Origin of the sequence: Winogradskyella sp. 3972H.M.0a.05, from assembly GCF_040493455.1 — a bacterium.
In the GTDB taxonomy this organism is placed as follows: domain Bacteria; phylum Bacteroidota; class Bacteroidia; order Flavobacteriales; family Flavobacteriaceae; genus Microcosmobacter.
The window spans coordinates 16,253-29,229 of sequence record NZ_JANFDA010000004.1; the positions used below are offsets into that span (position 1 = coordinate 16,253).

The 12,977-nt window shown below is 35.2% G+C and carries 12 protein-coding genes; 4 read left to right on the forward strand and 8 right to left on the reverse strand.

The genetic code is table 11. From position 1 onward, the window contains the following. Positions 1 to 48 precede the first annotated feature (48 nt). The 4 genes from NCE97_RS09115 to NCE97_RS09130 are packed head-to-tail and all read right to left on the reverse strand — an operon-like array spanning position 49 to position 3,146. A complete protein-coding gene (locus NCE97_RS09115) occupies positions 49 to 918 on the reverse strand; it encodes a glycerophosphodiester phosphodiesterase family protein (RefSeq protein WP_353778758.1) in 870 nt (289 codons plus the stop codon). Further along, the gene (locus NCE97_RS09120; protein ID WP_353778759.1) at positions 905 to 1,747 is read right to left on the reverse strand and encodes a sterol desaturase family protein; all 843 of its coding nucleotides are present in this window, start codon (positions 1,745 to 1,747) and stop codon (positions 905 to 907) included. Before NCE97_RS09120 ends, NCE97_RS09115 begins: the two co-directional genes overlap by 14 nt. Continuing rightward, complete coding sequence (locus NCE97_RS09125) at positions 1,735 to 2,655, reverse strand: hypothetical protein (protein ID WP_353778761.1); 921 nt, start codon at positions 2,653 to 2,655, stop codon at positions 1,735 to 1,737. The genes NCE97_RS09120 and NCE97_RS09125 overlap by 13 nt, the downstream gene beginning before the upstream one ends. Further along, the gene (locus NCE97_RS09130; RefSeq protein ID WP_353778762.1) at positions 2,652 to 3,146 is read right to left on the reverse strand and encodes a YkgJ family cysteine cluster protein; all 495 of its coding nucleotides are present in this window, start codon (positions 3,144 to 3,146) and stop codon (positions 2,652 to 2,654) included. Before NCE97_RS09130 ends, NCE97_RS09125 begins: the two co-directional genes overlap by 4 nt. A 59-nt stretch (positions 3,147 to 3,205) precedes the next feature. On the opposite strand from NCE97_RS09130, the gene NCE97_RS09135 reads away from it, so the two are divergent. Next, positions 3,206 to 3,904, forward strand: coding sequence for a class I SAM-dependent methyltransferase (locus NCE97_RS09135; protein WP_353778763.1), 699 nt, complete (start codon positions 3,206 to 3,208; stop codon positions 3,902 to 3,904). Here the strand turns inward: NCE97_RS09135 and NCE97_RS09140 are convergent. The 3 genes from NCE97_RS09140 to NCE97_RS09150 form a co-directional block, all read right to left on the reverse strand. Next, positions 3,894 to 4,301: a hypothetical protein gene (locus tag NCE97_RS09140; protein ID WP_353778764.1), complete on the reverse strand. Its 408-nt coding sequence runs from the start codon at positions 4,299 to 4,301 to the stop codon at positions 3,894 to 3,896. The two genes, NCE97_RS09135 and NCE97_RS09140, sit on opposite strands and share 11 nt — an antisense overlap. Then, positions 4,298 to 5,920, reverse strand: a complete 1,623-nt coding sequence (locus tag NCE97_RS09145; RefSeq protein WP_353778765.1) for an amidohydrolase — start codon at positions 5,918 to 5,920, stop codon at positions 4,298 to 4,300. Before NCE97_RS09145 ends, NCE97_RS09140 begins: the two co-directional genes overlap by 4 nt. Positions 5,921 to 5,999: 79 nt before the next feature. Next, complete coding sequence (locus NCE97_RS09150) at positions 6,000 to 8,630, reverse strand: valine--tRNA ligase (RefSeq protein WP_353778766.1); 2,631 nt, start codon at positions 8,628 to 8,630, stop codon at positions 6,000 to 6,002. Positions 8,631 to 8,793: 163 nt separating this feature from the next. On the opposite strand from NCE97_RS09150, the gene NCE97_RS09155 reads away from it, so the two are divergent. Further along, a complete protein-coding gene (locus NCE97_RS09155; protein ID WP_353778767.1) occupies positions 8,794 to 9,222 on the forward strand; it encodes a DUF1573 domain-containing protein in 429 nt (142 codons plus the stop codon). 35 nt (positions 9,223 to 9,257) lie between these two features. On the opposite strand, the gene NCE97_RS09160 is transcribed toward NCE97_RS09155, so the two are convergent. Beyond that, positions 9,258 to 10,481 (reverse strand): aspartyl protease family protein, encoded by a 1,224-nt coding sequence (locus tag NCE97_RS09160; RefSeq protein WP_353778768.1) that lies wholly within the window; start codon positions 10,479 to 10,481, stop codon positions 9,258 to 9,260. A gap of 251 nt (positions 10,482 to 10,732) precedes the next feature. Between NCE97_RS09160 and NCE97_RS09165 the strand changes: the two genes are divergently transcribed. Then, positions 10,733 to 11,923, forward strand: coding sequence for a pyridoxal phosphate-dependent aminotransferase (locus tag NCE97_RS09165; protein ID WP_353778770.1), 1,191 nt, complete (start codon positions 10,733 to 10,735; stop codon positions 11,921 to 11,923). After that, the gene (gene murB / locus NCE97_RS09170) at positions 11,923 to 12,933 is read left to right on the forward strand and encodes a UDP-N-acetylmuramate dehydrogenase (protein WP_353779211.1); all 1,011 of its coding nucleotides are present in this window, start codon (positions 11,923 to 11,925) and stop codon (positions 12,931 to 12,933) included. The genes NCE97_RS09165 and murB overlap by 1 nt, the downstream gene beginning before the upstream one ends. Positions 12,934 to 12,977 lie beyond the last annotated feature (44 nt).

The following is a 12,977-nucleotide window of genomic DNA, read 5'->3' on the forward strand; positions in this document are numbered from 1 at the left end:
CGAACTAATTTATCCACAAACGCATTAAAATATTCGAAGAAAAGCGATTTACTTGCCTAATAAGCCTATTAAACGGTCTGGGTAGTCAGTAATAATACCATCAACACCGTATAATATCATCTGTTCCATATCACTAATCTCATTGATTGTCCATGGAATTACCTTGAATCCTTCAGCCTGTAATTCAGTGACATTTTCGGCATTCAACAACTTATAATATGGGCTTATAATTTCTGGTGTATAACTAAGCTTAGACAGTTTGTTCACAATTGCTTCACCTTCATCTATTAATAAAGCAACTTCCATATTAGCATCTTGTTGTTTTATTTCTTCTAGAATCCTAAGGTCAAATGACTGTAGATTGGTTCTATCGAACACGTCTGCAGTTTTAAGTTGATTCATAACTAAAGCCACAAATTCTTTTGGGTTAGGTGTATAAATACCATCATATTCTGGTTTTGCCTTAAGCTCAATGTTGTATTTAATACTAGGATTGATAGCCTTAGTCATTTCAAAGACTTCACTCAAAAGTGGTTTGTAGACACTTTGCAACTCTTGATCTGGAAACCTTGGATGTGCTTTTGTACCACAATCGAATGTTTTGATACTATCAAAAGTCATTTGATATAGGTTGTATTGCTTATCTGATTCAACAGGAATATGATTACCATCAGGAAGTTTACAAATAGTTCTACTCATAAAGGGCTCGTGAGAAACTATAATCTTGTGATCTTTGGTCACTGCGATATCCATTTCTAAGGTATGGACACCCAATTCTATGGCTTTTTTGAACGCTGGCAGTGAGTTTTCTGGTAATAAGCCTCTACATCCTCTATGCCCTTGTATGTCGATCACTTTGTTTGAATTACAACTCGTTAATGCCATCAGAATAACTAGCAAAAATCTACTTATCTGCATCTGGGATATATGTCGGTTTTTGATACTTCTGAAAAGGTTGTTTCAACAATTCTATGATATCGCTGTTCTTCTTTTCATCTGGAAACACATCTACACCATAAATTAGTTTTTCTCTATCTATAGTCATGAAAGTCCCAAGCAATCGATCCCAGATTGAAAAGATATTGCCATAATTAGAATCTGTATATGGCAAGACATAATGATGATGGACTTTATGCATATCTGGTGAAACCAACACATAACTTATGGCTTTATCTACTTTCTTTGGCAGTTTGATATTTGCATGATTGAATTGTGTCGAAACCAAAGACAATGATTGATAGAGCATAACTATATATATTGGTGTACCTATGATCCAAACTCCAGCCAGAGTGAACACAAAACGAATCATGCTTTCTAGTGGATGATGTCGATTTGCTGTAGTAGTATCTACCTTATGATCGCTGTGATGCACCAAGTGTACCATCCATAATGGCTTCACTTTATGCTCTACATAATGAGGTAAATAAGCGCCAATAAAATCCATTAATAGAATTCCTAAAAGCACATAAGCCCAACTTGACATTTCGGGAAGCCAGTTGATGATTCCAAAATTATTAGCTTCAACCCAATCCGCTGATGAAATCAGAAGAAATGCCAAAGCAAAGTTTACAATGATTGTGGTTATTGTAAAAAAGATATTGGGTATGGCATGTCGCCATTTCTTATAATTGAACTTGAATAATGGCAATGCACCTTCGAGTAACCAAAACAGGGTTAACCCTCCGACAAGTATTATACTTCTATGAGATGATGGTATATCTCTGAAATATTCAATTATGGTTTCCAATTCTTTTCGGTGTTTTTAGTGATTATTAGTTCGGATTTCTTCAAATCTAATAAAGAAACTTTACTTTTCCATAATTCTGCTTCTTCTTCATCCTTTAATAATCGATGCGAAATGTAATTTAGAAAGTTAAACATGGATTGATTAATACTGTAGATTTCTTCTTTACTCAATCGGTTTAACTCTCTTAATATTTTTCTAGGCCTATTGACTACTGTATACTGATACACGCGTTGCAATTCACACTTTTGTGCAAAAGCCAATCGTTTATCTTCATCAACGTCGCCTAATAATTGCTTAGCTTCATCTAAATAAATTAGAGCTAGATCTATAATTTCATTTTCTACAGCAGAACTCTGAAAAATTGCATAGTCCATATACTTTGACGCCAATCGAAATGTGGTCGTGAAGTTTTTGACCTCAGCATAATTACGCAGCTCCTTATTGATGTAATAGGTGTTTAAGGCATATTTGTCTATGAGATAAGAAAGATCAACATTGGAATAATCCTGAATATTAAATTTAGCATTCAAGATATTTCCGTTAGTATCCATAATTTTGACGCTATCGTCATTGAATTTGCTGATATAGCCTAATCTACGTTTTTCCTTTATTTCTAAAAACAACTTCTCATAATTGGTTTCGCTGAGTTTAACAGGTACAAAATGTTCCCAGATAACTTCGTTAGCACTATTATTTCCTCTGGCGCTTACAATTATTGTATTGCCATTGGCATCCTTAAAGGTTATGGTTTGAAGGTCTGATGCTGCTTGTTCCCACATTACAAAGAGCATTTTGTTTTGAGTCAAAGCCAATCGTTTTGCAATATCCAATGAGGTCATCCATTCGGACTCTTGGCCAAATGTAGATATCGATAAACTCATTATAAGCAAAAGGACTATACGCTTCATAATCTTATTTTCTCTTTCATAGCTTCAACAATATTATATGCTGCCGGACAAATTGCAACATTCTTCAGTGTAAGATTTGAGATTTGTTGAAACTTCTTACGATCCGTATGCGGAAATTCTCGACAAGCCTTCGGTCTTACATCATATATTGAACAATAATTATCTGCTCCCAAAAACGTACAAGGCACAGATTGCAACACATAATCATTATCTTCATCTACCCTCAAATATTGTGCTATAAATTGTTGTGGCTTTAGTTTAAAGAACTTTGCTATGCGCTCTATATCCTTATCTGTAAATAAAGGTCCAGTGGTTTTACAACAATTTGCACATTCTAGGCAGTCAGTTTTTTCAAACTCATCATCGTGCAATTCTTGCATTACGTAATCTAATTGTTTTGGAGGTTTCTTTTTTAGCTTGGCAAAGAACGCCTTGTTCTCTTTATGTTTATCTTTGGCGAGCTTCGGAAGATTATCAATAATGTCTTGCATAGTGTAAAAATACTGAGAATAAGATGCTGAATCAAACTTAGCATTGCTAAAAATTGTTAATGAAAGACCTCATCGGAAAAGCAATGATCGATTACCAAAATGGTAATTATACTGAAGACATCATCACATCTACAAATATTTCTGATGATGATGTTTTACCACTTCCATATTTATTCAGAACTTATTCTGAAATGTCTAAGCTAGAACAAAAAGCGCTAAACCTTAGCAAAGGTAAAGTACTCGATGTTGGTTGTGGTGCGGGGAGTCATAGTCTATATCTTCAAAATAAAGGTTTAAGTGTAAAAGCGATTGATATCTCTGAAGGTGCTATCAACGTTACTAAAGAGCGTGGTGCCAATAATGCTAATGTTTTGAATATACTGGATGAAACCGAAACGTTCGACACCATTTTGTTACTCATGAATGGGACTGGTATCTTTCAGACTTTAGAGAATACGTTATTCTACCTTAAGCATTTAAAATCAACATTAAATCCTGGTGGTCAAATCCTGATAGACTCTTCAGACATTAAGTATATGTACGAAGATGATGATGGTGGTTATTGGATGGATATGAATGCCGCTTATTATGGGGAATTGGATTATTTCCTGAAGTATAAAGGTGAAGAAGAAACGCCTATGAAGTGGTTATATCTGGATTTTGAAACTTTAAGCACTAAGGCTGATTTGGTTGATTTAAAGTGTGAAAAGATTATGGATGGTGAGCATTTTGATTATTTAGCTAGACTTAGTCATTGATATTATAACGTGTATAAAGCCTTCCATTCATGGTAAATTGATCTTTAGAATCAAACCGCAACTCCTCTAGCACGCTACCGTATAAAGCACTTATTTCTAAATATGGCACAAAGCATTCCCCTTCTTGCTCCAAAACAATCCGATAGTCCTCATTAAAGACCAAATCGTATTTATTGGAATTTCTATTGGGATTAAAATCCATACTCTCCAAAGTCTCAATTTTGCCTGAAGTATTGCTAAAGGATATTTTATAAAACATCCCAGATGTTGACCCCTCTACCTTCCAGAATCCTTCAACAAGTTGCTTTACTTCATCAGATGATGGTAAGCAGGTATAGTCCTGAGCCATTAGTCCAAAACTAAAACAAAGCAAATATATCGACACTAGCTTTTTCATTTCACTTGTTCTCCTCCTATAAACGTATTAATCACCTTAATATTTGGAATCTCTTTGGCGTCTACAGTCATGATGTCTTTATCTAGCACAATAAAGTCTGCAAACTTTCCAACTTCAATACTTCCTTTTTCAGCTTCTTCAAAATTAGCATGCGCTGCCCAAATAGTCATGCCTTTCAAAGTTTCTTCTCTTGTTAACGCATTATCCATAAGGTAACCACCTTCTGGATAGGCTTCTAAATCTTGCCTAGCTACAGCAGCATAGAACGTAAGCAACGGACTTACTTTTTCAACAGGAAAATCTGTTCCTAAAGCCACCGTGCCACTAGCATCCAATAAATCTTTGAAGGCATAAGCACCTTTTTCGCGTTCATCTCCTAGTCGATCGCCTGCCCAATACATATCACTTGTCGCATGTGTTGGCTGTACAGATGGTATAATGTTTTTATTCTTGAATAATTCAAAATCATTATCTGTTATCACCTGAGCATGTTCTACACGCCAGCGTCTATCAGAGTCGTCGTTTAAAATATCTTTGTAGGTATTCAGCACCACTCTATTAGCAGAGTCACCAATAGCATGTGTATTCATTTGATATTCTGAATTTGCAATACGCTGAGCCAAGCTTTTAAAATCATTAACTCCTATAACCATAGCACCGAAATGGTTTTCTTTATCTGAATAGGGTGCCTTTAATACAGCACCACGGGATCCTAAAGCGCCATCTGCATAGACTTTCACAGATCTCACATTGAGATAGTCAGTTTTTATCTTGCCTTTAGGTAAGTAATAGTCAAGGTTCTCTTTGGTATTGCTAATCATGGCATAGACCCGCATTTTTAGAGCCTCGCCTTTTTGCATGGTCTCGATCAACTCTATCACTTTCTTATCCAGCCCTGCATCTGAAACTGTGGTAAGCCCAAGATCAAAGCATATTCTTTGCGCGTCCAACAAAGCCCTTTGTTGTTCTTCCAGTGTTGGCTCTGGATACACACCTTCAACCAATTCCATTGGGTTATCAATAAGGACTCCTGTCAATTTACCGTTTTCTTTTAAAATCTCTCCGCCTTCTATTCTTGATTCTGAAGTAATGCCTGCTAAATCTAATGCAGCTTGATTGCACAACATCGCATGACCATCGATACGCGTTAACGCAACTGGTTTGTCTGGAAATAATTTGTCTAACAGGTTTTTATCTGGAAAATTCTTGTCCTCCCAATCATTCTGATCCCAGCCTCTTCCTATTATAAAACTAACATTACGTTCGTTTTGAAAATCTACAACTCGCTTCATTACCTCTTCAAAACTTGTTGTTCCAGTAAGGTCTACTCTATTTTGATTGAGTCCTAAATTGTAAAAGTGGCAGTGTGCATCTATAAAGCCAGGCACAATAGTTTTACCTGTAAAGTCTAAGGTTTCGTCTGCTTCAAATTTATTTTGAATATCATCTTTTGAGCCTACTGCTACGATCTTTCCTTCATTAACAGCAAAAGCTTCAGCGATTTCAAAGTCTTGATTAACTGTATAGGTTTTGCCTGAAATAACTATGGTTTCTACTTGTTCTCTTTTTGAACAAGCCACTAAAATGAATACACAAAATAGTACTGCAATATTTCTCATAGGAGTTTCAATTTGCTATAAAAATAAAAAGCATTCTCGTAATTGAGAATGCTTTTTCAATATTATACGTAAAGAAGTTCTAGTTTAGACTCGCTAAACTGGCTTTTATCGTTTCAATTTTAGCTAGCGCGTCGGCTTCTTTCTTCTTCTCATTTGCAACCACTTGCTCTGGTGCGTTATTAATAAAACGCTCATTGGACAGCTTCTTCTGAACAGATTTCAAGAACCCTTCGGTGTAATTAAGTTCTTCTGAAAGTTTCTTTATTTCTGCTTCAACATCAATAGAACCGGCCATAGGAATAAAATACTCATTCGATTTTACCCTAAAGGTTAGTGCGCCTTCAACGGCTTCGGTAACATATTCTAGCTTTTCAATATTGCCAAGTTTGAGTATTACTTCATCAAAAGTATTCTCTATTTCCTCATTGTTCATAACAAATAAAGATATGGACTCTTTAAAAGCAATATTTTTCTGTTTTCTAATTGCTCTTATTCCTGAAATAACTTCAGAAGCAAAATTAAATTTATAGACAAGTTTCTCATCAAAAGTCTCCTTTTTTGGCCAGCTACTAATCATTAGTGCCTCCTCTGGTTTTCTTTCAGTAATATGTTGCCAAACTTCTTCAGTTAAGAATGGCATAAAAGGATGTAATATCTTTAAATTATTCTCTAATATTTCAATTACCGAACTATAAGTAATTTTATCAATAGGTTCACCATAAGCTGGCTTCACCATCTCCAAAAGCCAAGAACAGAAATCATTCCATATTAATTTATAAGTATCCATCAGTGCATCACTTAATCTATACTCACTATATAAATATTCGAACTTAATTAAAGTTTCTTGAAACTTACTTTCGAACCATTCAATTGAAATCTTAGCATATTCTGGTTGTTCTATATCTGCCACTTCCCAACCCTTAATTAATCGAAATGCATTCCATATTTTATTAGCAAATTGCTTTCCTTGTTGACATAGGGCTTCATCGAACATCAAATCATTTCCAGCAGCTGAGCTTAACAATAACCCTACTCTAACACCATCTGCCCCATATTCTTCTATGAGTTTAAGAGCATCTGGTGAGTTCCCTAAAGACTTAGCCATTTTGCGACGTTGCTTGTCTCTAACCAACCCTGTGAGATAAACATTCTCGAATGGTTTGGCATCCTTGTACTCATAACCTGCTATGATCATACGAGCTACCCAGAAAAATAAAATATCTGGGCCTGTAACCAAATCGTTAGTTGGATAATAGTAATTGATCTCTTCATTCTCAGGGTTGCGAATACCATCGAATACACTCATTGGCCATAACCATGACGAAAACCAAGTATCTAAAACATCTGAATCTTGTCTTAAGTCAGACACTTTCAAATCTGAATTACCTGTTTTGTCCTGAGCTAACTTTAAAGCTTCTTCAGCAGTTTCGGCAACTACAAAATCATTTTTACCATCACCATAATAGTACGCAGGGATTTGCTGTCCCCAGTATAACTGTCTAGAGATATTCCAGTCTCTGATGTTCTCCATCCAGTGGCGATAGGTGTTTTCAAACTTCTTTGGAAATAATTTTACTTCACCTGTTTCTAAAACAGCTTTTAGCGCAGGCTTCACCAAATCTTCCATATTCAAGAACCATTGGTCACTCAAACGCGGTTCAATAACTGCTTTGGTACGTTCAGAAGTTCCTACATTATGTGTAATGGATTCTGTTTTTACCAAAATCCCCATCTCCTCTAGTTCCTTAGCTACATCTTTTCTGGCAATAACACGGTCTTTTCCTTCATGATGTAATCCAAAACTGTTCATTGAACCATCTGGATTAAGGACATCTACTACGTCTAGATTGTGTCTGTCTCCTATCTCCTTGTCATTAACATCGTGTGCTGGTGTCACCTTTAAGCATCCTGTACCAAATTCGATATCTACATAGTCATCTTCAATTATTGGAATTGAGCGATTACAGATAGGAACTGTTACTCTTTTCCCTTTTAAATGTGTGTAACGCTCATCTTCAGGATTAATACAAACTGCGGTATCTCCCAAAATAGTTTCAGGTCTTGTTGTAGCAATGGTTACATAACCATCTTCACCTTCAATTTTATACTTTACATAGTACAACTTATCTGTACGCTCTTCATAATTTACTTCTTCATCAGATAATGTAGTCTGAGCTTGTGGGTCCCAATTTACCATACGATAACCACGGTAAATAAGTCCTTTGTTGTATAGATCAACAAAAACCTTGATAACTGCTTCAGACATGTCATCGTCCATAGTAAACTTGGTACGATCCCAATCACAAGAGCATCCTAGTTTTTTTAACTGCTCTAAGATGACTCCTCCATATTCGTGAGTCCAATCCCATGCATGGGCCAAAAACTCTTTTCTAGTTATGTCATTTTTGTCAATACCTTCTGCTTTGAGTTTTGCAACAACTTTAGCTTCTGTAGCAATGGAAGCATGGTCTGTTCCTGGTACCCAACATGCGTTTTTTCCTAATAATCGTGCGCGACGAATTAATACATCCTGAATGGTATTATTTAACATATGTCCCATATGCAATATACCTGTAACATTTGGTGGTGGAATTACAATAGTATAAGGCTCTCTTTCGTCTGGTTTTGAATGAAAATAGTTGTGTTTCATCCAGTAATCATAGCGCTTATTTTCTACTAAACTAGCATCATATTTAGATGGTATGCTCATACTTTGGAACAGTTTTTGGATAATGACTTGCAAAAGTACTTATATTTATGTTCTTTCGAAATTTTTAGGGCTATAAACGTTAATATTATGTTACCTTTCGTCTAATTAATTTTGTCGGACTTAAAAAAGTAAGTAGCTTTGATAATCAATTAAAACTTAAGTGATGAAAAATTTAATTACAATTTTATTTGTTGGTTTATTGAGTTTTGGTGCTTTAGCACAGGATAAGAAGGTAGCGAAAATAGAATTTAAAGAAACCACTATAGACTATGGAACTATAGAGAAAGGAGCAAATGGCGTAAGAACATTTGTATTTACTAACACAGGTAATGCTCCATTGATAATCTCTGATGTAAAGTCGTCTTGCGGTTGTACGGTTCCAAAAAAACCTAAAGGCCCTATTTTACCTGGTGAAACTGGTGAAATTGAAGTAAAGTATGATACTAAGCGTGTTAACCCTATTAGAAAAACAATTACTGTGATTTCTAATGCTGATACACCAACTGTAGCTTTAAAAATCAAAGGTCTTGTTGTAGACCCAAATAAAACAAGCGTTTTAGAAAAGAAAAACAAAAGTGTGGTTGAGCAATAGAAAAAGCCTACACTCAAAAAAATAAAACCCTCAAGTTATTGAGGGTTTTTTCTTTGAAATACATCTCTTAGTTTGAACTTAAAGGTCATTAATCGACCATCCCTATCGACTTTGATCTTTACTAGCTTACCCGTTCTATTACTCAAATAGCCATTAACATCTTCTAGAGTCATCCCCTGAGTTTCATTACCATTTATAGAGATAATAATATCATCAACCAGAAGTCCACATTCTTTCCCTGGAGAGTTGTCTCGCAATTCAACTATAGTAAAAGCTGGCTTTAAGGCATAGCGATAGGTATCGATCAAATTAATGGTGATATTATCTTCGTTTGATCTTCCGTAATTATCAACCGTATTTTGAGTGGATTTTTCTCTAACGACCCTAAACCCAATTTGTTCTAGTACAATACCGCTTTTGTTGTAATAAAACGGAGCTTTAAACTTACTATTCTTCTTTAAGGTTATCTTATTGTTTGGGTAATCAAAAATAATATTGAATCGTTTCAGTATTTCTCCAGAAATACTTCCATTTCGTTCTTTGAATCGCTTGGCATAACTAATCGATGTCGAATCAGGGAATGCTACATTGACATCTTTGAGCCTAAATTCCCCTATGTAAAATGAGTTTATCTTTGAACGTCTTCCATGTACATCGCCACTCAATCCCTTTCCAAGGAAGTCTTCAAAATACATTCCTTCGGGAGGCATTATGTTTCGTTCCTTGTCTTCGAACAACCACAAAGCATCACTTCCACCAGTATCGATAAGTAGTTTTACTGGCATTACTGTCCCCTGATCATCTATTTTCACCCTACCTTCTATAAATGGCTTATTGTTATTAATGGTTAATGGGAATGTCCTACATTTTTTACACTCTTTATATTCATGATTTTCGGGCTTGTAGAGTTTTATATATCTAGAACTATAGTTGACCTCTACTACAAAATCCTTGAATATATCGTAACCTATAATCCCATGAATGGGTACACCAAGCCTAGGTGTAAAGTTTATAGAACTGTCAAAAACTACGAATATGTCCTGATTAACATTGATAGCATCGCCAACTTTTACGAAATTGTTTTTGGATTTTAATGCTTCAATCATACCTCCTGCTCCCAAACCTCTTAAATACATTCTTTCTACATCCTTTATCTGCAAAGAATCGGTATTCACAAAATTGAATAAAATAGGTCTGCTAACACCAGAATCTAAAATAAAAGAGAGTTCCAAGCCATTTAATTCTACTGGTATGATCATAAGATTACCAATAAGCTTGAATCTTATCTTACTGCTTTCGCCTTGGGGCAAATTAAATTTACTTTGGGAAAAAACTGATATACAACCTATTAAGGCACATAATAAAAATGTAGCACGTATTATTCTCTTCAATTTAGATTAGGTTTAATAACAAGTTACAAATCTTTAACATAAAGGTTGGATTAATAGATGCTTTTTTAAAAAAACTTTAAGATTATTTTTAGAACTTTGCATTTCTAATTATAATTCTAATGCCAAAGATTTCCCAAAAAGGTAATTCAATGCCAGCTTCGCCAATTCGTAAATTGGTTCCTTATGCTGAAGAAGCTGAAAAAAAAGGAAAGCATATATACTATCTCAACATTGGTCAACCAGATATAAAAACTCCAGATGTTGTCTTTGAAGCTATAAGAGATATTGATATCGATGTTATAGCCTACTCAAGGTCTGAAGGTTCTGAAGCTTATCGCAAGAAAATATCTGAGTACTACAAAAAAAATGACATCTCTGTTGAAGCAAACGACATCGTTGTTACCACTGGTGGTAGCGAAGCGCTTTTATTTGCTTTTGGTAGTATCATGGATGCTGGTGATGAAATCATAATTCCAGAACCTTTTTATGCAAACTATAACGGATTCTCAACAGCATCTGGTGTTAAGGTCGTTCCTGTAATTTCTAAAATTGAAAACAACTTTGCTTTACCTCCTGTTGAAGAGTTTGAAAAGTTGATTTCTCCAAATACTAAAGCGATCCTAATCTGTAATCCTGGTAACCCAACAGGTTATTTATACAGTAAAGAAGAAGTTGAGAAATTGGCAGCAATGGTAAAAAAGCATGATCTGTTTTTGATTGCTGATGAAGTGTATAGAGAGTTTGCTTATGATGGTGCTACGCATCATTCAATTTTGAAAGAGCCAGGCTTAGAAGAACATGCTATCGTCATTGATTCTGTATCTAAGCGCTATAGTATGTGCGGCGCTAGAATTGGTTATTTAGTATCCAAGAACAAACAACTTATACAAACTGCTTTGAAATTTGCTCAAGCAAGATTGAGCCCTCCTACACTTGCTCAAATAGCGAGTGAGGCTGCTTTAGACACACCTCAAAGTTATTTTGACGAAGTTATATCAGACTATGTAAACCGACGAAACACACTAATTTCTGAACTAGAGAAAATAGATGGTGTCACAGTCGCTAAGCCAAATGGTGCTTTTTACTGTATTGCACAATTGCCAGTAAAAAACTCGGATGATTTTGCGCAATGGTTATTAGAATCTTTTGATGTAGATGGAGAAACAATTATGGTTGCTCCTGCTGCTGGATTTTATTCTTCTCCTGGCGTTGGTCTAAATCAAATTAGGATTGCTTACGTCCTTAAAGAAGAAAGCTTATTAAAAGCCGTTAATATTTTAAAGCAAGCTTTAAAAGCTTATAAAGACTGATCACTATCGAGCATAATATTTCCTTAAAACCTTATAATACCTTTGGCTTAGATGTTGTCGCAAAGCATTATGCTTCAATTGATTCTGTAGAATCACTTAAAGACACCTTAAAAAGCAAACCAGAGGATATTTTTATTCTAGGCGGTGGAAGTAATATGTTACTCACTAAAGACATTGATGCTTTGGTGCTTCATATAAACTTAAAGGGAATTTCGATTGTTTCTGAAGATGAAACCCATGTTATCGTCAAAGCTAATGCTGGTGAAAACTGGCACGATTTTGTGCTTTGGTGTCTACAACAAAATTATGGTGGCATTGAAAATCTTTCATTAATTCCGGGTAATGTTGGTACAGCTCCAATGCAAAACATTGGCGCATATGGGGTTGAACTCAAAGATGTTTTTCAATCGTGTGAAGCCTTAAATATAGATACCTTAAAAGAGCGAACATTCAACAATGAAGATTGCAATTTTGGATATAGGGAATCCATTTTTAAGCATGAATTAAAGGGAAAATATATCATAACAAGTGTAACATTCAGGTTGACCAAAACCAATCATACGTTACATACCTCTTATGGTGCGATTACATCGGAGTTAGAGAATTTGAATATTACACAGCCAACTATTCAAGACATATCAAAAGCCGTAATCAATATAAGACAGAGTAAATTACCAGATCCAAATGATATTGGAAACAGTGGTAGTTTCTTTAAAAATCCAGTAATTGATAAATCGCATTTTGAAGAATTGAAAACAATGTTTCCTGAAATTCCTAGTTATGTAGTTTCGGAAACACAAATCAAAGTCCCTGCAGGCTGGCTTATAGAGAAAGCTGGTTTTAAGGGTAAACGTTTTGGAAAATACGGTGTTCACAGTAAACAAGCTTTGGTCTTGGTGAATTATGGAGGTGCAGATGGAAAGGATATTCTTAATTTAGCGAGATTAATCCAGAAGACTATTCTTCGTATCTTTAATATTAAGATCGAAACAGAAGTAAATATTGTGTAACAAAAAAGCCATAACCGAAGTTATGACTTTTAGTACCATAGAAT